This window comes from Alteromonas hispanica, from assembly GCF_010500915.1.
GTDB lineage: Bacteria > Pseudomonadota > Gammaproteobacteria > Enterobacterales > Alteromonadaceae > Alteromonas > Alteromonas hispanica.
On record NZ_JAAAWP010000008.1, the window covers coordinates 46,735 to 69,212 of the forward strand.

Annotated in this window: 17 protein-coding genes; 9 read left to right on the top strand and 8 right to left on the bottom strand. The window is 44.1% G+C overall.

From position 1 onward, the window contains the following. Positions 1-136 precede the first annotated feature (136 nt). The 4 genes from thrA to ung all read left to right on the top strand — a co-directional run bounded on the left by thrA (position 137) and on the right by ung (position 5,619). A complete protein-coding gene (gene thrA, locus GTW09_RS12975) occupies positions 137-2,602 on the top strand; it encodes a bifunctional aspartate kinase/homoserine dehydrogenase I (RefSeq protein ID WP_163112230.1) in 2,466 nt (821 codons plus the stop codon). A 62-nt stretch (positions 2,603-2,664) separates the two neighbouring features. Continuing rightward, complete coding sequence (gene thrB / locus GTW09_RS12980; protein WP_163112231.1) at positions 2,665-3,615, top strand: homoserine kinase; 951 nt, start codon at positions 2,665-2,667, stop codon at positions 3,613-3,615. Between the two features lie 61 nt (positions 3,616-3,676). Then, the gene (gene thrC, locus GTW09_RS12985; protein ID WP_163112232.1) at positions 3,677-4,963 is read left to right on the top strand and encodes a threonine synthase; all 1,287 of its coding nucleotides are present in this window, start codon (positions 3,677-3,679) and stop codon (positions 4,961-4,963) included. Continuing rightward, positions 4,960-5,619: a uracil-DNA glycosylase gene (gene ung, locus GTW09_RS12990; protein WP_163112233.1), complete on the top strand. Its 660-nt coding sequence runs from the start codon at positions 4,960-4,962 to the stop codon at positions 5,617-5,619. The genes thrC and ung overlap by 4 nt, the downstream gene beginning before the upstream one ends. A 55-nt stretch (positions 5,620-5,674) precedes the next feature. Here ung and GTW09_RS12995 read toward each other — a convergent pair whose 3' ends face one another. From GTW09_RS12995 to tal, 3 genes are all read right to left on the bottom strand, one after another. Further along, positions 5,675-5,851: a DUF3545 family protein gene (locus tag GTW09_RS12995; RefSeq protein ID WP_012519516.1), complete on the bottom strand. Its 177-nt coding sequence runs from the start codon at positions 5,849-5,851 to the stop codon at positions 5,675-5,677. Between the two features lie 314 nt (positions 5,852-6,165). Next, the gene (gene pgi / locus GTW09_RS13000) at positions 6,166-7,815 is read right to left on the bottom strand and encodes a glucose-6-phosphate isomerase (protein WP_163112234.1); all 1,650 of its coding nucleotides are present in this window, start codon (positions 7,813-7,815) and stop codon (positions 6,166-6,168) included. Positions 7,816-7,828: 13 nt separating this feature from the next. After that, positions 7,829-8,788 (bottom strand): transaldolase, encoded by a 960-nt coding sequence (gene tal, locus GTW09_RS13005; protein ID WP_163112235.1) that lies wholly within the window; start codon positions 8,786-8,788, stop codon positions 7,829-7,831. A 317-nt stretch (positions 8,789-9,105) separates the two neighbouring features. On the opposite strand from tal, the gene yaaA reads away from it, so the two are divergent. The 3 genes from yaaA to GTW09_RS13020 all read left to right on the top strand — a co-directional run bounded on the left by yaaA (position 9,106) and on the right by GTW09_RS13020 (position 14,856). Beyond that, positions 9,106-9,882, top strand: coding sequence for a peroxide stress protein YaaA (gene yaaA, locus GTW09_RS13010; protein WP_163112236.1), 777 nt, complete (start codon positions 9,106-9,108; stop codon positions 9,880-9,882). 216 nt (positions 9,883-10,098) lie between these two features. Continuing rightward, complete coding sequence (locus tag GTW09_RS13015; protein WP_163112237.1) at positions 10,099-12,702, top strand: ExeM/NucH family extracellular endonuclease; 2,604 nt, start codon at positions 10,099-10,101, stop codon at positions 12,700-12,702. Between the two features lie 324 nt (positions 12,703-13,026). Continuing rightward, positions 13,027-14,856: a DUF885 domain-containing protein gene (locus GTW09_RS13020; RefSeq protein ID WP_163112238.1), complete on the top strand. Its 1,830-nt coding sequence runs from the start codon at positions 13,027-13,029 to the stop codon at positions 14,854-14,856. 238 nt (positions 14,857-15,094) lie between these two features. Here the strand turns inward: GTW09_RS13020 and GTW09_RS13025 are convergent, their stop codons facing one another. The 5 genes from GTW09_RS13025 to GTW09_RS13045 form a co-directional block, all read right to left on the bottom strand. Beyond that, a complete protein-coding gene (locus tag GTW09_RS13025) occupies positions 15,095-17,116 on the bottom strand; it encodes an NADPH-dependent 2,4-dienoyl-CoA reductase (RefSeq protein ID WP_163112239.1) in 2,022 nt (673 codons plus the stop codon). A gap of 320 nt (positions 17,117-17,436) precedes the next feature. Then, entirely contained in the window at positions 17,437-17,829 is a 393-nt protein-coding gene (locus GTW09_RS13030; RefSeq protein ID WP_163112329.1) for a DUF4426 domain-containing protein, read from the bottom strand. A 149-nt stretch (positions 17,830-17,978) separates the two neighbouring features. Next, a complete protein-coding gene (locus GTW09_RS13035; protein WP_071980412.1) occupies positions 17,979-18,518 on the bottom strand; it encodes a YggT family protein in 540 nt (179 codons plus the stop codon). Positions 18,519-18,539: 21 nt separating this feature from the next. Then, the gene (proC, locus tag GTW09_RS13040) at positions 18,540-19,361 is read right to left on the bottom strand and encodes a pyrroline-5-carboxylate reductase (protein WP_071980411.1); all 822 of its coding nucleotides are present in this window, start codon (positions 19,359-19,361) and stop codon (positions 18,540-18,542) included. 175 nt (positions 19,362-19,536) lie between these two features. Continuing rightward, positions 19,537-20,223, bottom strand: coding sequence for a YggS family pyridoxal phosphate-dependent enzyme (locus tag GTW09_RS13045; protein WP_163112240.1), 687 nt, complete (start codon positions 20,221-20,223; stop codon positions 19,537-19,539). 27 nt (positions 20,224-20,250) lie between these two features. On the opposite strand from GTW09_RS13045, the gene GTW09_RS13050 reads away from it, so the two are divergent. Together GTW09_RS13050 and GTW09_RS13055 are read left to right on the top strand one after the other, a co-directional pair. Further along, complete coding sequence (locus tag GTW09_RS13050) at positions 20,251-21,294, top strand: PilT/PilU family type 4a pilus ATPase (RefSeq protein ID WP_163112241.1); 1,044 nt, start codon at positions 20,251-20,253, stop codon at positions 21,292-21,294. A 58-nt stretch (positions 21,295-21,352) separates the two neighbouring features. Beyond that, complete coding sequence (locus tag GTW09_RS13055; RefSeq protein ID WP_071980408.1) at positions 21,353-22,465, top strand: PilT/PilU family type 4a pilus ATPase; 1,113 nt, start codon at positions 21,353-21,355, stop codon at positions 22,463-22,465. The last annotated feature ends 13 nt before the right edge of the window (positions 22,466-22,478 follow it).

The following is a 22,478-nucleotide window of genomic DNA, read 5'->3' on the forward strand; positions in this document are numbered from 1 at the left end:
ACCATGATGTTTATTACCACCTTAAATAGGGCGGCCGGTGACTAGTGCAAATACGCAAAAGACAACGAAAGCCCGCCTCAAACAGAGCGGGCTTTTTTTTACACGTTTTAGCATGCGCAACCTTAAGGAGTAGCATATGAAAGTCTTAAAGTTTGGAGGGTCTTCTCTTGCCGATGCACCGCGTTATTTGCGGGTTACAGAGATTAGCATGGACACTCACCAAACCGACGGTGCTGCCGTAGTTCTCTCGGCCCCCAAAGGCGTAACCAACGCACTTTCTCTATTGTGCGAACAAGCAGCAGCGGGTGAAGACTTTCAGCCATTACTCGATAAGTTAAACGCGACAGTAACCGGTATCGCGAATAGTTTAAATGAAGAATTAGATGGCTTTGAATACAACAGCGTTATTGCGTTTATTGACAGCCATTTAGCAGTATTGAAAAAACATTTGCAGGGCATCAATCTACTAGGTGTTGCACCTGACAATGTAGCAGCGGGCATATTGAGTATTGGCGAGTACATCTCTGTGACGCTATTCAGTGCCATACTTTCTGCCAAAGGTGTAAAAAATCGCATTATCGACCCGGTAACCTACATTCTTGCTGACGGTGAGTATCTAGACAGTATTGCCGACGTAGCATTGAGTAAAGCAAGATTTACCGATGTTCCAGTTGATGGCAGTGAATTTTTAATCATGCCTGGGTTTGTTGCGGCGAATGAAGAAGGCCAGAAAGTAACCTTGGGTCGCAACGGCTCAGACTATTCAGCCGCTATTTTGGCTGCGTGCATCGATGCAAGCTGCTGTGAAATTTGGACTGACGTAGATGGCGTCTACAATGCTGATCCTAACCAAGTTGAGGGCGCAGTTTTACTCGACAAGCTTACGTATCAGGAAGCCATGGAGCTTTCCTACTTCGGCGCAAAAGTGCTGCACCCTAAAACAATAGGCCCTATTGCTCAGCACCATATACCATGCCTTATTCGCAATACGCTAAATCCTGCTGCTCCTGGCACCTTGATCAGCAATGAGAAAAGTGAAAAATGGACATCGGTTAAAGGGATATCTCAGCTTGATAACGTCACCATGTTCAACGTTGCAGGCCCCGGTTTAAAAGGCATGGTGGGTATGGCAAGTCGCGTATTCGAAGTGATGTCGAATGCCAACATATCTATTAGTTTAATCACGCAGTCGTCGTCTGAGTACTCAATTAGTTTTTGTATTCAAAGCAAAGACGCCAACAAAGCGCTAAATTTATTAGAAGACGCGTTTGCACTAGAGTTACAAAATCAGTTGCTTGACCCTATTGAAGTACGTCACGACTTAGCCATAGTTACGCTAGTGGGTGATGGTATGCGCCAAACCAAAGGGCTTGCAGCGCGTTTCTTTAACTCTTTAGCTCAGGCGAGAGTGAATAACGTAGCAATAGCACAGGGGTCTTCAGAGCGCTCTATTTCTACCGTTATAGAAAGCAAACGAGCGAAAAAAGCGGTGAAAGTTATTCATCAAAATTTCTTCTCAGACAGACATACCATTGATGTCTTTCTTGTAGGATGCGGAAATGTAGGCAGTGAGTTGTTGGCGCAAATTGCCAAGCAGCAGCCAGCTTTATTAGCGCGAAACGTGCAGCTTCGTGTTTACGGCATGGCAAACAGCCGCAAACTGCTGCTTAACAGTCAGGGTATTGATTTGAGCAGCGACTGGAAAGCGGCATTAGAAGCTGCTGGCGAAGGTTTAAGTGTTGAGCGTCTCTATCAATTTGTGAATGACAATAGTCTGGTAAACCCAGTTATTGTTGACTGCACTAGTCATGAAGCCATAGCTAACCAATACGTAGATATGATGGAAAGCGGATTCCACGTTGTTACGCCGAATAAAAAGGCCAACACATCAGCAATGGAATACTACCGCAAACTTCGTAAAACAGCACAAGCAACAAACCGTCAATATCTTTATGAAACAACGGTAGGCGCAGGCTTGCCAGTTATTGATAACCTGCAAAAATTATTTAGTGCGGGCGACGTATTACACAGATTCGAGGGCATATTGTCAGGTAGCCTTTCTTATGTTTTCGGTAAGCTAGAAGAAGGGATGACGCTGTCTCAAGCGACAGAAACAGCAAAGAAAAACGGCTTCACTGAACCAGACCCAAGAGATGACCTTAGCGGAATGGATGTGGCGCGTAAGTTACTCATAATGGCGCGTGAGGCCGACTTGGCACTTGAACTAAGTGATATAGAAATAGAGTCGGTACTGCCATCTGGGTTTGCAGAAACCTGCTCAGTAGATGAATTCATGGCTCAACTGCCAGAACTAGACAGCGAATTTGCCAAGCGCGTTGAAAGTGCTAAGTCTGAAGGAAAGGTATTGCGCTACATTGGCAGTATCGAAGATGGGAAATGTAAGGTAAGTATTCAAGCTGTACCCGCAAGCAACCCGCTTTCACAAGTAAAAGACGGTGAGAACGCGCTCGCTATTAACAGTGATTACTATAATCCTATTCCTTATGTAATTCGCGGCTATGGCGCAGGCGGTACAGTAACTGCCGCGGGTGTGTTTGCAGATATTCTGCGCACTATGCCATGGAAACAAATGGCTTACTGAGTGTTTAAACGAAGCATTTAAACAGAGCATTTAAACAAAGCTTTTAAAAAGAGTTTTTTAATATGAAAGTAATTCGCGCTTATGCGCCAGCTTCAATAGGTAACGTCAGTCTCGGTTTTGATGTTCTTGGCGCTGCCCTTGCACCCGTCGACGGCACTAGACTGGGTGATGAAGTAGAAATAGCATCTGCAGAGCAGTTTTCTCTTGAAACTGTTGGTGCGTTTGCGCACAAATTGCCCGGCGACGCAGACAGTAATATTGTCACCAAGTGCTATTATTACTTCTGCGAAAAAATGAAGAGTGAGGGCCGTCAGTTATCACCTGTTGCCATTACTTTGCATAAAAATCTTCCTATTGGCAGCGGGCTTGGCTCGAGTGCAAGCTCCATCGTCGCTGCTTTTGCGGGGCTTAATGCTTACTTTGATAGTCCATTTGACGACAACACTCTACTTACTATGATGGGGGAGTTAGAGGGGCAGATAAGCGGCAGCATTCATTATGACAATGTGGCGCCATGTTTTCTTGGCGGCATGACGCTGATGACGGGAGCTACCTCTCCGGTAACCCTGTCATTACCCCTTAATGATGAATGGTATTATGCAATATGCTATTCAGGAATTAGTGTGTCGACCGCGGCGGCAAGAGATATTCTTCCCAAGCAGGTGGATATGTCAACTGCACTCACATTTGGAAGACAGCTTGGCGTATTTGTACATGCACTTCATGCAGGTGAGTTTTCACTTGCCGCATCGGTAATGAAAGATGTGATTGCAGAGCCGTATAGAAAATCTTTGCTTCCAGGGTTTGACGAAGCTAGAGCATATAGCGACAGTGAGGGAGCATTGGCGTTTGGTATTTCTGGCTCTGGGCCAACCGTATTCGCAGTATGCAATAGTAAGGCGCAAGCTGAAAAAATAGCGGACTATTTGAGTTCAAATTACATACAAAATGAAGATGGTTTTAGCCATGTGTGTCAGGTTCCTAAGCTCGGTACACTTATCACTAGTGAGTAATTGCAGTAGGCTGGACGCAGCGCCTATTTAGGCGCACTAAGAATTAATAAAGGTAAAGAAAGTGGAATTGGTAAATTTAAAAGACGCATCAGACACGGCAAGTTTTGCAGAAGCAGTAAAACGAGGCTTAGGTAAAAACCAAGGCCTGTATTTCCCTGAAACAATTCCAGCGCTAGACGACATAGGTGGTCTACTGGAGAAGCCCTTCGTTGAGCGTAGTATAGAAGTATTACGCACGCTTATTGGCGATGAACTAGAAGAAGGCGAGCTTAATGCTATTGTTGAGACCGCATTCTCATTTGGCGCACCGGTAGAAAAAGTGAATGACAATGTGTATTCACTCGAACTTTTCCATGGTCCCACACTGGCGTTTAAAGATTTTGGCGGGCGCTTTATGGCGCAAACCTTATCTCGCATTAGTGAGGGTAAGCCAATCACCATTTTAACCGCTACCTCAGGGGATACTGGTGCTGCCGTTGCTCATGCGTTCCACGGCATTGATAATATCAACGTGGTAATTTTGTTCCCCAAAGATAAGATAAGCAAACTACAAGAAAAGCTATTTACTACGTTGGGCGACAATATTCATACAGTTGCGGTAGAAGCCGACTTTGACGCCTGTCAATCACTGGTTAAAACTGCTTTTGACGACCCGGACGTGCGTGAAGGTTTGCATCTTAACTCTGCAAACTCTATCAATATAAGCCGGTTACTTGCTCAGGTTTGTTACTACTTTGAAGCGATGAGTCAACTTCCAAAAGAAAAACGCGATCAGGTGGTAATTTCTGTACCAAGCGGTAATTTTGGTAACTTAACTGCTGGCATGATTGCTAAAGCGATGGGCTTACCGATAAAACGCTTCATTGCTGCCACCAATTTGAATGATACGGTTCCGCGCTACTTAAAAACTGGTGAGTGGGATCCTAAATCTACCGTTGCGACTATCTCAAATGCAATGGACGTAAGTCAGCCCAATAACTGGCCCCGTATCGAAGCGCTTATTGAGCGTGGATATATCGACAAAGCCTGTTTAAAAGGCGAAATGGTTGATGAAGAGTATACTCAGTTGGCTATGCGTCAGTTAGCACAGCAGGGTTACACTAGTGAGCCTCACGCTGCTATTGCTTATCGTGCAGTAAGTCACGATTTAGAAGAGGGTGAAATTGGCCTGTTCTTAGGTACGGCACACCCTGCAAAATTCCGTGAAACTGTAGAAAATGTGTTGGGCAACCCAATAAGCTTGCCAAAGCCTCTTGCTGATGTTGCGGGCGAAGATAGCTTAGCAGTGGATTTGCCGGCGTCTTACGAGGCGTTGAAACAGCACATGATGAGCCTTTTAAAACCATGATGACATGGACTGAGGAATTAGCAGACGAGAAGGCAAAACCTTATTTTCGAGAGTTGATGCTACAGGTTCAGGCAGAAAGAGAGGCGGGTAAAATTATATACCCGCCTAAAGAAGACGTGTTTACTGCATTTTCAATAACCGCATTGGAAGACGTTCGAGTTGTAATATTAGGTCAAGATCCCTATCACGGTCCTAATCAGGCACATGGGTTGTGTTTCTCGGTTTTACCCGGGGTAAAAATTCCTCCTTCTTTAAAGAATATATACAAAGAACTGGCTAGCGACATAGAAGGCTTTGTAATTCCCAACCACGGAAATTTGTTGTCGTGGGCACAGCAGGGCGTATTGTTATTAAATACTGTGCTTACTGTTGAACAAGGTAAAGCACACAGTCATGCAAAGTGGGGGTGGGAAACCTTCACCGATAAAGTGATAGATGCAGTAAATGAACACCGCGAGGGTGTTGTGTTTTTACTGTGGGGAAGTCACGCACAAAGAAAAGGCGGCAGCATAAACAAAGAAAAGCACTGTGTTTTGCACGCACCACATCCTTCTCCGCTTTCTGCGCACAGAGGTTTTTTCGGCAGCCGGCCGTTCAGCCAAACCAATCAGTTTCTTGCACAGGCGGGCAAACCGCCTATTCAATGGCAAGTATAGCGTTTAATCGCGCCTAAAAAGAAAAAAGCCGCCTGATTTCTCAGGCGGCTTTTTGTTATCTTTCTAGTGTTTCAAGTTCGTACTCAAAACCACAGTCTAACTCAGCGAGTTCTTTTTCTAATTTGTATCGATCCTGTAGCGCTTCGATTTCTCTCCACTTTCTTTTTTTGCTTTTTGTTTTTGCTGGACTTGCTTCGATGTCTAACATGGCAAATAGATCTGATTTATCCATTGGGATCTCCTTTTTACACCACTACAACTAATACAGAGCAATTTAGTAATTTCCCTCTGTACATTTTTTATCACAGCCGACACCAAAATAAAATAGTTTTGTTTACCTTTTATTAACAATGTGTGGCAGTTTTATGAAACGGCTAAGGAACGTCAGACATAAGGCAGCTTTATAAACTGTATTAATAATGCCCGGATTGGCTTTAACAACTCGGACACTAATTGATACGACCAACAAAAAACGGCCGGGGGTAAGCCGGCCGTTCAGTTTGTTTATTGCACCAAATGGGGATGATTTTCTATCCCCTATTTTCCTTATTTTGGTGCATTCGCTGCTCTGAATTTAGCAATCAACTGTTGTGTAGAAGCGTCGAAATCGTCTTTGCTCGCTTCACCTTGAATGCCTGCAAGTACTTGGTTTCCTAGTACTTTACCTAACTCTACGCCCCATTGGTCGAACGAGTTAAGGTTCCAGATAACGCCCTGAACGAATACCTTATGTTCATACATTGCAACCAACGCGCCAAGAGTTTTGGGCGTTAGGCTGTCGAACAGAAAAGTATTGCTGGGTTTGTTCCCTGGCATTGTTTTATGTGCCGCCAAGCGTTTGCGTTCAGCATCATCCAAACCTTTACCATCTAGGTCTGCATAACAGGCGTCGAAGGATTTACCCTGCATAAGAGCTTGAGTTTGACCAAAGCAGTTAGAAGCAAGCATAGCGTGGTGGGTATCATCTTGGTTCGGCACGTTTAATGGCAACATAAAGTCGGCAGGAATAATGCCCGAGCCTTGGTGAATTAGCTGATGAAAGCTGTGTTGGCCATTGGTTCCTTCACTGCCCCAAATTATAGGGCCTGTAGGGTAATCAACACTATCTCCAGCCTGAGTGACCTCTTTACCATTACTTTCCATATCAAGCTGCTGAACGTAAGCCGGTAAGCCGCGAAGATAGTGGTAGTAGGGCAGTAATACGTGAGACTGTGCGTCGAAGAAGTTGCGATACCATACGCCTAACAAAGCGAGAAGTACCGGCATGTTTTCTTCAAGTGGTGCTGTTGTGAAATGGGTATCCATTTCAAAAGCACCTTCAAGCAATGCCTTAAAGTTGTCAAAACCCAATGCCAGTGAAATAGGTAGGCCAATAGCCGACCATAACGAGTAACGTCCACCAACCCAGTCCCACATTGGAAAGATGTTATCTTCACTGATACCGAAGTCGGTGGCTGCTTTAACGTTAGATGATACCGCCACAAAGTGTTTAGCAATGTCTTGTTGCGTGCCACCGGACTTTAAGAACCAATCTTTGGCCGTTAGCGTATTCTGCAGCGTTTCTTGCGTAGTAAATGACTTTGAAGACATCACAACTAAGGTTTCTTCAAAATTCAGACCTGAAAGCACATCGTGAATATGGCAGCCATCTACGTTAGCAACAAAATGCACTTTTACGGCATCAACAGTGTGAGGTTTTAGCGCCTCAGTCATGATTTTAGGGCCTAGAAAAGAGCCGCCAATACCAATAGCAACAATATGCTTGATTGGTTTTCCTGTGTAACCTTTGTGCTCGCCGCTGTGAATAGACTCGGTAAAGCCTTTCATTTTTTCAAGCGTTGCATGAACTTCAGGCATCACATCCTTGCCGTCTACCATAACAGGGCGGTCAGAGAAATTACGCAGCGCGGTGTGCAATACGGCACGACCCTCGGTAGAGTTAATTTGCTCGCCCTCGAACATGTTAGTTCGAATGGTTTCAATATTACATGCACGAGCAAGGTCGAAAAGAGAGGAAAGCGCGGCTTCGTTAACTCGGTTTTTAGAGTAATCGAGATATATTCCGCATGCGCTAAGACTCATTTTTTCAGCGCGTTCACCATCAGATGCAAACCAGTCGCGCATGTGAGCGCTTTTAACGGACTCTGCAATTTTACTTAGCTCTTTCCATTCAGGAAGTGATGTTAATACACTCATCGTAGTCTGGTCCTTACGCATTCAGTTTTTCGCGAAGCAGAGTCTCAAGCTTATCTTGGTCTGCAGCAAAGTTACGGATACCTTCAGATAATTTTTCTGTCGCCATTGCGTCTTGGTTCATGTCCCAACGGAACTCGCTCTCAGTTAGGCGAGGCCCTGGTGTTTTTGTCGCACCACCATCTTTGAGCATAACTTCTAACTCACCAGGCTCGTTTGCTAACTCTTCAAGTAACGCTGGGCTAATGGTTAGGCGATCGCAGCCAGCAAGGGCTTGAATTTCACCGATATTGCGGAAGCTTGCGCCCATAACAACTGTTTTGTAGCCGTGTTCTTTGTAGTAGTTATAAATGCTTGTTACTGATACTACCCCTGGGTCTTCACTGGCAGAGTATGACTCTTTACCGGTAGACTTTTTATACCAATCTAAAATACGGCCAACAAAAGGGGAAATTAGGTATGCGCCCGCTTCAGCACATGCTCGTGCCTGAGCGAAGCTGAATAACAAGGTAAGGTTACACTGAATGCCTTTTTTCTCTAACGCTTCTGCAGCTTGAATGCCTTCCCATGTAGATGCAATTTTGATGAGAATACGAGACTTATCAATACCAGCGTCTTTGTATAGCTGAACCAAACGCTCTGCTTTTTCGATAGTGGCAGCGGTATCAAACGATAAGCGAGCATCAACTTCGGTAGAAATTCGCCCTGGAATCGTTCCTGAAATTTCTTTACCGATGGCTACGGCAAGTTTGTCCGACGCATCAACGAGCTGTTGCTCTGCGTCACTAGACTGTAATTTTGCCCATGCCACTGCGTCGTCAATCAAGCTTGCATATTGCGGTAGGCCAGCTGCTTTTAATAACAAAGACGGATTTGTTGTAGCGTCTACGGGCTGGTACTTTTTAATAGCGTCAATGTCACCGGTGTCGGCAACAACGGTAGTGATATCACGTAACGATGCTAGCTGATTGCTCATAATTCTCTCTAATAGTCATTCAAAATTTGCACAACTTGCCAGAAGAGCAAGTTGACTAAAACGGTTCGTTTTTGCGTATGTAGGGCGCTGACGTTTGATAACGTCAATTAATTTATAATTATGCACAGTTATATCAAAATCGCATGAATATTTATAGCGTATCAGCGCTAATTTACGGCTAATCGGATTTCTCTGTTAGCCCAATTGGTGTCTTTGTTCTCTGCCATTATTTTTTCCCATGACGGTGGTGATATACTTGCGCCATGTTGTTCAGCAAATGCCGATAAGCATTGACTGCAAAAACCGAAGGAGTTTTCATGTTAGTTGTAGTTTCCCCAGCAAAAAATCTTGATTTTGATACAGAAGTGCCGGTCAGCACATATACTCAGCCAAGTATGATGGACGATACCACGCGCTTAATGGAAGTGTGCCGCACATTGTCGCCTGCAGATTTATCGTCACTGATGAAAATCAGCGATAAGCTAGCAACATTAAATGCAAATCGGTTTGCTGAATTTTCCACTCCCTTCAATACAAACAATGCACGGCAAGCTATGTATGCGTTTAATGGCGACGTTTACACAGGGCTTGATGCATATTCGTTAGATGACGAGTCTGTAGCGTTTGCACAAGATCACTTAAGAATCTTATCTGGGCTGTATGGTCTTTTACGTCCGCTTGATCTAATGCAAGCCTACCGCTTGGAAATGGGGACGAAACTGTCTAACCCAGAGGGAAAAGACCTGTACGCATTTTGGGGCGACCGCATTACGAAAGTACTCAATGAAGCCCTTAGTGCTCAAGGTGACAATGTGCTTATTAATTTGGCGTCTAATGAATATTTCAAAGCAGTAAAGAAAAAAGAATTAGACGGCATGGTGATTACGCCTACGTTCAAAGACTGCAAAAATGGTCAATATAAGATCATTAGCTTTTTCGCCAAAAAAGCGCGAGGCCTTATGGCGCGCTATATTATTGAGAACAAAGTAGCTGACGTGGACGGATTAAAAGCCTTCGATACTGATGGATATAGCTTCAGTGAAGAGCAAAGCTCCTCTACCGAGTTAGTATTTTTGCGTAATCAAGAGGCATAGTAATAACTGGGTCTGCTCAGATCTTAACAAGTGCGAAGTTTTGCTGCTGATAGACTTCTCTTTATCAAACACGAGAATTGAATAGCCCTTTTGCTTTCCCAGTAAAAGGGCTTTTTTTAGCGCTGTCATTTTCTTGTAGTATGTTGTTTATACCTTTATTGTTTGTTTTTCCCCCTGTCCTAAAAGACAGTTTCTATAAATAAACAGGAAAGTTTAATGAAAATAATAAAGACGACATTAGCAATTTCAGTAGGCGCGATACTCACTTCCAACCCAGTAATAGAGGCGTCGGCAGCGGAAATCGCCATAGCCGGCGATATGAATCAAAGTTCTTCGACTAATCTAATTAGTTATCAAAATACTCAGCGAGACGCTTTTTCATCAACTGCTGATGGATTCCAAAAGTATCAACGAGGAGTATCTGAAAGTATACCTTTTGCCGTGTTAGACGACAGCCTTTCTACTTTTACCGGCGACAGCTTGGGCATCATTGATGATAACAACAGTGATGAATTTTTCGGCGTAACCGACACAGTAAACCCAGATAACAGCGAGCCTGTAAGCGCGCAATGGGTATTTGATATTAGTGGAGCTCCCCAGTTAGGGTTATCGATAGATATTGGTGCGATGGGGGATTTTGAAAATTCAGATTTTTTCACTATTACAGCCTCAATTGATGGAGGCGTCGAGCAGGTTTTAATTGCTAGTTCTGTTGATGAATCTGGAAGCGCGTCTTACACCTTGGCAGGTGGTAGCTCATTTGAATTAGACGACCCTTTATTTGCCAACGATACACAGCTTTCTAACAAATTAAAGACTATTCGAGCAGCAATTGAGGGCACGGGAGGAACTTTGCAGGTGACGCTTACTGCATCATCTAATGGCGGCAGTGAAGCGTTTGCGTTTCAAAACTTATCAATTATTAGTGGGTTCGAAGAAAGCGAGCCTACCGGTCCAGAGCTTGTTTCCATAGCGGATATTCAAGGCACTGGCTTTTCAACAGAGTTGAGCGGTGAGGAAGTCGTTGTTGAAGGTATCGTTGTCGGGGATTACCAACGTAATGATGAAACCGATAACGGTGATCTTCGTGGTTTCTTTCTTCAATCATTGACACCAGATGGTAACCCGCTGACCTCTGAGGGAATATTTATTTTTGATGGTTCTTCTCCTTCCTTAGATGTCAAAATTGGTGATGTCGTAAGCGTGATAGGCTCTGTTTCAGAGTTTAGTGGAATGACGCAGGTTAGTGCTGATTCAGTGGTAGTAAATGCTGAGGGGCAACCCCTTCCTGAGGCGGTGTCGTTAACGCTTCCCATCAATGATGATTTGGATCTCGAGTCGGTAGAGGGCATGCGAATAATTCTGGAGCAGCCTTTGGTCATTTCAGAATACTTTAATTTTGATAGGTTTGGTGAAATTGTGCTTGCGCTACCACTAAACAACGAAAATCGCTTGATAACACCAACGGCGATAGAAGCGCCTGGTTCTAGTGCATTTGAACAAAGAGATATCGCTAACAGCCAAGCAAAAATTACGTTAGATGACGGCCGTACGTCGCAAAACGCTGATCCTGCCATACACCCTAATGGCGATGTCTTTTCTTTAACGAATAGGTTCCGTGGCGGAGATACGGTGCAATTTTTAAACGGGGTTATGCATCAGGCGTTTGGCGCGTATCGAATTCAGCCAACATCAGGGGCTCAATTCCTTGAAACTAACCCAAGACAGAGCGCTCCCGCTTTTGAAAGTGATATTACGGTAGCTTCATTTAATGTACTAAATTACTTTACCACCTTAGATGAAAACGGAAACCGTTGCGGACCGAATGATAGCTCGTGCCGAGGCGCAGATAACAGCGAAGAATTCGAGCGCCAAAAGCAAAAAATAGTTGCTGCGCTTGTAGATATAGATGCTGATATTGTGGGTCTTATTGAAATAGAAAATAACCCAGATGTATCGTTAAAGGATCTCACCGACAGCGTAAATGGCGTTTTGGGTAGTGAGGTTTACGCTTATGTAGATACCGGAACCATTGGTACAGATGCAATTAAAGTAGGATTAATTTATAGACAAGATAGCGTGGAAACTGAGGGCGCGTTTGCAACATTAGACTCTTCTGTCGATAGTCGTTTTATAGACCAGTTAAATAGGCCTGTTCTGTTACAAACTTTCCGAGAAAAACAGCGAGGCGGTGTGCTTTCTGTTGCCGTAAATCACCTAAAGTCTAAGGGCAGTGATTGTGAAGATTTTGGTGATGTAGATATGCAAGACGGACAAGGGAATTGTAACGACGTGCGCAATGACGCTGCAAAAGCGTTGGTTGATTGGATCGCTACAGATCCTACAAACAGTGGCGACCCCGATGTATTAGTTATTGGCGATTTGAATAGTTACGATAAAGAAGATCCTATCTTAACAATAACGTCGTCAGGTTTTACTGATTTAGTAGCCAAATATGAAGGCGAGTTTGCTTACTCTTATGTATTTGATGGTCAGGTGGGATATCTTGACCATGCCTTGTCATCATCTGTTTTGACTGAGCAAGTAATTAATACACAGGTTTGGCACATTAATGCTGACGAGCCTGATATTTTCGATTACGACACGTCATTTAAAAAAGATGCACAAGATGCATTGTTCGAACCTAATGCTTTTAGAAGTTCAGACCACGACCCTGTGATTGTAGGCATTAATTTAAATGTAGTTCCTGAAGACAAATCCCAATGTAAAAAGGGTAAGTGGAAAACACTGAACCGTCATGACGGAAGTACGTTTAAAAATCAAGGTGACTGCGTGAGTTTTGTTAATACGGGTAAATAAAGCATTCATCTTTCTTGTGATGCTGCAAAAGGTAGCTATTTAGGCCGCCATGTTGCAAACCGTAATGGTATAAAATCACTGTGATAAAGCTGCGCTCAAGCGCAGCTTTTTTTTGATAATTTTTTACACAACTTATGACGATACCTTTCCCCGAAAAATAGCACTTTACAAAGATAACGCCTAAAGTATGTCAATAATTAGATAGGTCATAAGACAGACTTAAAATAATGTCGTCGCCTGATTCGAACAAACAGCTGCTTTTAAGTTGATTTGTTATGAATGATATTGGCGTTTGCACACTAAAATAATAAGGAAACCTTACAAATGATAAGAAAGATGTTGGCAGTTAGTAGCGCTGTTGCGTTAGCGTTGAGCACATCAGTTGCTATCGCAAATTCTCATAATGACGCTCTAAAAGAGTCAACCGTTATGCAAAAAGCTCAAAATGAGCATGAAAAACTCTTTGCTCTTTTTGAAGCATCGGACGAGCGTAACTTAGCACTAAACCCTGTGATGGCTATATTCCGCGGTGATATGCGACGGGCAGATCGCTTGGGCGATTTTTTAACTGATGCTCATGATTTAGCAAGCAGGACTAATACACAGCTCAATTTATCGGAACTTGCGCAGATTGATAGAAGCAAGCTAGATGATACTGACAAATTGGCTTATGACGTATTTAAATACAATCAAGAGCGCGCACTTGAGATGTCCTCTCCTGAGATAAGTGCCTTAACCCAAGTGCGTCCTGTTAATCATTTCAGCGGGTTTCATACTTTCTATCCATCATTTGCAAGCGGTAAGGGGGCTGCTCCTTTTAAAACCGTTGAAGACTATGAGAACAACCTATCACGCCACAAAGACTATATTGCCATTTCAGACCGCGCTATAGAGCGTTTTCGAGAGGGAATGGAATCTGGCGTGTTAGAAACTACGCTCACCATTGACCGCGTTATTAAGCAGTTTGATACACAGCTAGCAATACCGCTCAAAGAGTCGCAGTTTTGGGGGCCTATGACGATGCTTCCAGATTCATTTTCTGATGAAGAAAAGGCTCGCTTAACGAGTGAATATGAGCAGGCTACGCAAGACATTTACGATGCCACTGCACGTATGCGCAACTTTCTTAAAAATGAATACTTACCCATTGCTCGTGAAACCATCGGTTTGAGCGACATGAAAGGCGGCGCAAAACTTTATGAGCTGATGGTAGAAGGCTCGACTACGCTACCTTTGACTCCCGAAGAACTGCATGAACTTGGTCTTAGAGAAGTTAAGCGCATTAAAAACGACATGCTAGCGATAAAAGACGAAGTGGGTTTTGACGGCACGTTAAATGAACTTTTCGATTTTGTGCGCACAGACCCACAGTTTAAGCCTGAAAGTCGTGAAGCACTAACTCAAAGCTACTATCGTATTGGCAAAGAGGTAGACAAGAAAATTGGTGAGTATTTCTCACTATTGCCAAAGTCAGAGCTAGAAATAAAACCCTACGATCCGGCTATTGAGCAGTTTAGTGCCGGTGGTTCTTATCAACCGGGCACGCCTGATGGGTCACGCCCAGGAACGTTTTTCTTTAACGCCTATGATCTACCTAGCCGTTTAACTACGGGGAACGTGACGCTATATCTTCATGAGGGCGCACCGGGCCACCATTTTCAAATAAGCCTGGCTCAAGAAAATGACTCACTGCCTTCGTTTATGCGCTTTAGCTTTTTACCCGCTTTCGGCGAAGGGTGGGCGCTTTACTCTGAAACGCTAGGGTACGAAATGGGCTTTTTCGATGATCCGTGGAACCGTTACGGCACATTGCAGGATGAGCAGTTAAGAGCCATGCGCTTGGTGGTTGATACCGGTATTCACGCCAAGGGCTGGAGCAGAGAAAAAGCCATCGACTTTATGCTCGATAACTCAGGCATGACGCGCACTGAAGTAGTGGCAGAGGTTGAGCGTTATATTGCTATTCCCTCACAAGCTTTATCTTACAAGGTTGGTGCATTAAAAATACAAGAGTTACGCGCGCGGGCTGAACAAGCCCTTGGCAAGAATTTTGATATTCGAGAATTCCATGCGCAGGTATTAAACACAGGTGGCATTCCGCTGGCTATTCTTGAACAAAAAATAGACCGCTGGATAGCTAGTCAAAAAAGCTAGTCAAAAAAGTTAGCCTCTTAAAAAAGTACGCACAAAGCCAGCTTTTGCTATCTCCAGCTTTTGCCATCAAGTGAAAGCTGGTTTTTTGATCTCACTTCCTCTACTCTAAAATTCAGCCCGTCGGGACTGGAAAGTAAAGTATGGGGAACGCAATGAAGCAAAATAATGGATTTTTCGCGACTTTAGCCGCTATTGGCTTTGCCTGTGTAGCGTTAAGCCTTTCTGGCTGCCAAAACGCTTAGATTTTCGCAGCCAATTCGGCGCCCTGACGAATGGCTCTTTTAGCATCTAGTTCTGCTGCTACGTCGGCGCCACCTATAATGTGTACCTTAAACCCAGCTTCTTCAAGAGGCGCTTTTAATGGCGTATATGGCTCTTGGCCTGCACATACGATCACGTTATCGACTTCCAATAGTTTTGGTTTGTCGTTAATAACAACATGAAGCCCTTTGTCATCAATTTTTTCGTAAGATACGCCATTGATCATTTGCACGTTGTGAAGTTTGAGAGACTGACGGTGGATCCAACCCGTTGTTTTGCCCAAGCCCTTACCCACTTTTGTGTTTTTACGCTGAAGTAAAAACACCTCGCGCGTGGTGGGTGTGAGCTCTTTTTCCTTAAGTGCGCCGCCGGCGGCATAGCTTTTATCAATACCCCAATGTGCTAGCCACTTGTCTCTATTTTCAGTTAGGTCTGCTTCTTCTACTAAGTATTCAGCGACATCAAACCCGATGCCTCCGGCACCGATCACCGCTACACGCTGGCCTACTTCAACATGATCCCGCAATACGTCTAGATAACCCAAAACTTTCGGATGGTCGTGGCCTTCAATAGTTAGGCTTCTAGGTTTAATACCTGTAGCTAAGATAACCTCATCGAAACTTCCATCCTTTAATGTCTCTGTGTTAGCAAGAGTATTTAAATGAATTGTGACATTGGCTCGCGCTAATTGATGTTTAAAGTAACGAAGGGTTTCATAAAACTCTTCTTTACCCGGTATTTGCTTTGCGTAATTAAATTGACCACCAATCTCGCTGGCTTGATCGAATAGATGCACATCGTGCCCGCGGTCAGCGGCGTACATGGCAAAGGATAGGCCTGCTGGCCCAGCGCCAATAACCGCTAGTTTTTTCTTATTAGAGGTTGGTGAGAAGGTGAGTTCGGTCTCGTAGCACGCCTGCGGGTTAACTAAACAGCTTGCGCGCTTTTGTTCAAAGGCATGGTCTAGGCAGGCTTGGTTACAGGCAATACAGGTGTTGATGAGGTCTGACTCGTTTTGCATTGCTTTGGCCACAAAATGAGCGTCGGCAAGAAAAGGGCGTGCCATGGAAACCATATCTGCGTGGCCGTCGGCTAACACAGACTCTGCAACTTCTGGCGTATTTATTCGGTTAGTCGTCACTAGCGGCAGCGATACCTCTGCCTTCATCCGCTTGGTTATCCAAGTAAAAGCCGCGCGCGGAACCGAGGTTGATATGGTTGGCACTCTCGCTTCATGCCACCCAATACCTGTATTGATAAGCGTCGCGCCTGCCTTTTCTATCTCTTTAGCTAAATAAACCACTTCATCCCATTGGGCTCCGCCTTCCACTAAATCCAGCATAGAAAGGCGGTAAATAATAATAAACTCAGCCCCTACTTTCTCACGCACACTTCTCACTACCTCGATAGCCAGTCGCGCTCTATTTTCGAGACTGCCGCCCCATTCATCGTCCCGCTGATTAGTGCGTTCACAGAAAAATTGGTTAATGAGATAGCCCTCTGACCCCATTATTTCTACGCCGTCATACCCAGCCTTTTGAGCTAAACCTGCGCAATTTGCATAGTCTTTTATTGTGCTTTTGATACCACTAGATGACAGTGCCCTGGGTTTAAATGGAGTAATGGGCGATTTCACGGATGAGGCTGAGACCGCTAGAGGATGGTAGCCATAGCGCCCAGAATGAAGAATCTGCATGCATATCTTACCGCCTTCAGCGTGAACGGCGTCGGTAATAACTTTGTGTTTTTTTGCGTGTCTCTTACTGGTCATTCTTCCTGCAAATGGGGCTACCCACCCAGAAATGTTAGGGCTTATTCCTCCCGTTACGATGAGGCCTACGCCGCCCTTTGCTCGCTCTGCATAGAATGCAGCTAATTTATCAAACCCGCCTTTTTCCTCCTCTAAGCCTAAATGCATAGAGCCCATCAATGTTCGGTTTCGCAGCGTGGTAAAGCCTAAATCGAGAGGCTCGAGAAGGTGAGGGTAGGGGGTAGTCATAATAAGTCTCTTTTTTATAATTTTATTGTTGCGCATAAACTGCCGGTGAACACTTTTACTTAATTACCTAACAGTTCGACAGAGCGTACTTTTATGATTATTTACTAGGAAAGGCTAATGGTAAAGTGACTTAGAGCAATAAAGGTCAACACGCTCTTTTTAGGCCTAAAAAAAGCGAGGGCTTGTGAATAGCACCTCGCTTGGTATCTGTTTTGCTTTTAGAGTTATCGGCGGGCCGAATGAAAAAAACTGTCTGATAAAACTGTCTGAATAAAACTCTTCCATGGCATTATACTAAATCAGCTCTGGCCTCAGATTTTTCAGCCATCGACATACATTTTTTGCTTAAACTTTAACGTCTGCTGGCTTGAAGCCTTTTTCACGCTAATTTCGAAACGATATGTCTCTTGATCGCGAAACGGTAAGACAGCAAGATAATAGATAGCATCACCGTCTTCCACCTTCTTGAACGAAAGGTCGCGTTTTTTCCCGAGTAAATTAGTGGCATGGCCGTCAACCGAAACCCGCTGTGCTTTACCTGAGTCTTTATCGAGCACAGAAATATTAACTAAAGCATTGTACTTACTTCTTACAATCCCATAGTTTGCTGCAACCTCAGGAGTAAGAAAGGGGGTATTCACTACCATGTAGTGGACATCCCATTCGCCTAATGTCTGCTTTTGTTCTGCGTTAGCTTGAAGGCTCAAGCACATAAGCAACGCGCTTAAAAAAACTGCTGACACTTTTTTTACTATCTTCACCGTCGCTCCTCGCTTTGATGTTTTTTTAAATTGTGCTTTTAAAACTTCAGCACTAACTTAAGCTGTTTTTACATTAGAGGCTGTATGCCAATTTTATACACTCATAGCACTCTGAGAGCATCTTGGATCAACAGCTGTAAAAACTGTAATCCAATGATTGCAATCAGCACTGACAAATCAAGCCCGCCTAATGGAGGAATGATTTTGCGAATAGGCGCTAAAAAAGGCTCGGTAAGTTGATAAAGCACATAATCAACAGGAGATTGCCCTTGAGATACCCAACTAAGTATAGCGCGTAGTAAAAGTACCCAAAACATGAGCGAGAGCGTTTCTTTTATCACGCCCATGAAAGACATAATTGCAATACCTATTGGGTTCAAAGTACCGCCCGATATCAATATCAGCGTGACGAGCTTCAATGCACAAACCGCGAGTGCTAAAACAAATGTGGCGGTATCAAATCTGCCTAATGACGGAATAACGCGTCGCAGCGGCCCCACTATAGGATGTGTTGCTTTCACAATAAACTGACTCATTGGGTTGTAAAAATCGGCTTGCACCATTTGCAGCCACAACCGCAATATGACAATCATTAAGTAGAGATTGAATAGTGTATCAATCAAAAAAACCGTTGCGTTCATTTACTCTTGTTCCTACAAACGTTAAAGCTGTTTTGCCATTTCTTCGGCACGGGCGACGGCAGCACGCATAGACTTGCTAATGATGTCTTTGAGGCCCTCGTCGATAAAGGTATTTACGGCTTGTGCCGTAGTTCCGCCCTTAGAGGTAACTTGGGCACGCAGCTCGCTTAATTCAAGGTCTGGGTTATTACACACCATCTCGGCAGCGCCAAGCATGGCTTGCTGAACCATAAGACGAGACTGGTCTTTATCAAATCCCATGTTCATGGCTTCTTCTTGCATATTTTGAAGGAATAAGAAGAAGTAAGCTGGGCTGCTACCTGCAGCAGCAATTACGCCATTTATGCCGTCTTCGTGATCAACCCATACGGTTTCACCTACGCTGTTCATTACGTCATCAACGTAAGTTCGGTCTTCTTGAGATACCGTGCTGTCTGCATACATGCCTGACATGCCTTTACCTAGAAGGCTTGGGGTGTTGGGCATGATACGAACAACTGGGTAGTCACCACCTAACATCTCTTGTAAGCGAGACACCGGAAGACCTGCCGCAATGCTTAAAAATAGCTTACCCGCGAGGTCGTTGTTTTTCTGAAGGTCGGCACACATGTTGCCCATAATTTGCGGTTTTACTGCAAGTACAATGGCATCGGCAAACTGGCAGGCTTCATCATTTGATTGTGTGGTTTGTATGCCAAATTCTTCTTTCAGCTTGTCTAGCTTCGGTGTAGACGGGTTAGCTGCAAGTATATTTTCTTTTGCATAACCAGACTGAATTAACCCACTAATGATGCTGCGACTCATATTGCCTGCGCCAATAAATGCCAATTTTTTCTGTTGCATGTAAATCCTTACTGTTGTCTGTGTAATTCTTAATTCAACACGCAAAATTGCACAAATGTATATTCGTAACTGCGTATTGCTTTTATAAGTAGCTTAAGTGCACTTTTAAAACGTCAACGCCACTGTGTTTATCGCTAACGCTGCATTTTATTACGTTACTGTTTTGCGAAGTGACTTAACCACGCTTACCAAAAATTGCTGTGCCTATGCGCACCATGGTAGAACCATTTTTGATAGCCGCGTGCATATCGCTACTCATTCCTACCGATAGGGTATCAAAATTGGCCAGCGATTTGTGGTAATGGTCATATAATTCCTTCAGCTTACCGAGAGTGCTTTGTTGCTCTTCATCACTTGGGTTGGCTTTTGGAATAGCCATAATCCCGCGAAGACATAGGTTTTCTTGCGACTTAATAAACTGAATTAAGCTGTCAAGTTGGTCTGGTTTCACGCCAGATTTACTCTCTTCGTCATCGATGTTGAGCTGAATGCAAACATTTAATGGAGGTAAATTGTCAGGACGTTGCTCGTTTAGTCTTCGAGCTATTTTTTCTCTATCTACAGATTGCACCCAATCGAAATGTTCTGAAACGACTTTGGTTTTATTCGACTGTATGGGGCCTATCATGTGCCACTCTATGTCGGTGAGGTGAGCAAGTTCCTGAACTTTTTCAACACCTTCCTGAACATAGTTCTCTGCGAACATTCGTTGTCCCGCTTCATACGCTTCAATAATATCCGATACGGGTTTTGTTTTGCTAACCGCTAGTAATTTGACTGAATTTGGTGGACGATGTACTGAAGTAGCGGCTTGTGTGATTCCCTGAAGTGCGGAATCTATTCTTTCTGCTATTGTTTGCATTATTCACCTTGTTATGGAGAAGTTGTTGTGGATATTACCGAACTTTTAGCGTTTAGTGTTAAGAATAACGCCTCAGATTTACACTTGTCAGCCGGACTTCCGCCGCTAATTCGCGTAGACGGCGAAATGCGCAAGCTCAATGTCCCAGCACTTGATCACAAGCAGGTTCACGGGCTCGTTTATGAAATCATGAACGATATGCAACGTAAAGAATACGAGGAAAATCTAGAAACCGATTTTTCTTTTGAAGTAAAAGGGCTGTCGCGCTTTCGTGTCAACGCGTTTGTTCAAAACCGCGGTGCCGCCGCTGTACTTCGTACTATTCCTAGCGACGTTCTGACTCTTGAAGATTTAGGCGCGCCGGATATTTTTAAGGAAATTATTAATCAGCCAACCGGCATTGTTTTAGTAACCGGTGCAACGGGCTCCGGTAAAAGTACTACGTTAGCGGCCATGGTAGACCACATTAATACTCACAAGCGTGAGCACATTCTTACTATCGAAGACCCCATCGAATTTGTTCACGACAACAAACTTAGTTTGGTCAACCAGCGGGAAGTACATCGAGATACGCATTCATTTAATAATGCTTTGCGATCGGCATTACGTGAAGACCCCGACGTTATCCTTGTAGGTGAGCTTCGAGATTTAGAAACCATTCGACTAGCTATATCAGCCGCAGAAACCGGCCATTTGGTATTTGGTACTTTGCACACTAACTCCGCGCCAAAAACTATCGACCGTATTATCGACGTGTTTCCTGCAGAAGAAAAATCGATGGTGCGTTCAATGTTATCAGAATCTTTGCGGGCGGTTATATCTCAAACGCTGCTCAAGAAAATAGGCGGTGGGCGTGTGGCAGCTCATGAGATAATGGTAGGAATACCGGCAATCAGAAACCTTATTCGTGAAGATAAAGTCCCGCAAATGTATTCAGTGATTCAAACTGGACAGGCACACGGTATGCAAACCATGGATCAATGCTTACAACGGTTAGTGGCTATGGGTGTTATCACTAAGCAAGACGCCGCGGCAAAATCGGTTGATAAACAGGCCATGAATAGCTTTTAGAGTGACTTTTTAGGGGGATTTTAGGCCCCCTCTCCATGAACTATCTTCGGGAACAAGCATGCTAGACTCTCTTTTACAAAAAATGATTGATACCAATGCCTCAGATTTATTCGTAACGGCAAACTTTCCGATCAGTGCCAAGATAAACGGAAAGCTTACACCTATTTCCGATAGCGCAACTTCTGAGGAAACTGCTCTCGCTCTGGTTCACGAAGCCATGACAGAGAAACAGCAAAAGGAATTTCACGAATCTAAAGAGTGTAATTTTGCGATTGTAAGAGAGGGCATTGGACGCTTTCGTTGCTCAGCATTTTGGCAGCGCGATCAAGCGGGTATGGTTATTAGGCGTATAGTGACTCAAATCCCTAAAGCGGATGATTTAGGGCTTCCCAGAGTTTTAAAAGAAATCATTATGGCAAAACGCGGTTTAGTGCTATTTGTTGGCGGAACGGGTACCGGTAAATCAACATCATTAGCGGCGTTAATTGGCCATAGAAATGAGAACTCTCACGGTCACATTCTTACCATTGAAGACCCGATCGAGTTTGTTCATGAGCATAAAAATTGCGTCATCACTCAGCGCGAAGTGGGCATTGACACCCAGTCGTTTGACGACGCTTTAAAAAGCTCTTTACGACAAGCCCCTGACGTCATACTCATTGGGGAAATTCGCTCTATGGAGACCATGGAATACGCTATGTCGTTTGCAGATACAGGGCACCTTTGTGTTGCAACTTTGCATGCAAACAACGCTAATCAGGCCATCGAGCGGATAATGCACTTAGCGCCAAAGGATATGCATGACAAGCTGCGATTCGATTTGAGTTTGAATATTCGCGCCATTGTAGCCCAGCAACTTGTTCCTACCCCTGATGGTAAGGGGCGCGTAGCCGCTATAGAAGTTTTATTGAATACGCCACTTGTGCGCGACCTTATTCAGCGAAATGAAATAGGCAGCCTTAAAGAGGCGATGAAGAAAGGGAAAGAGCAGGGAATGCAAACCTTCGATATGGCGCTTTATGACCTTTACAAACAGGGCCGTGTTGAAATGGATCAGGCTCTGCACCACGCAGACTCGCCTAACGATTTGCGTTTGATGATAAAGTTAGACGCCAGCGACAATTCAAGTTTAGGAACACTGTCGAACGTGTCGTTTGACATGGATGACTAGACATTTTCGCTTA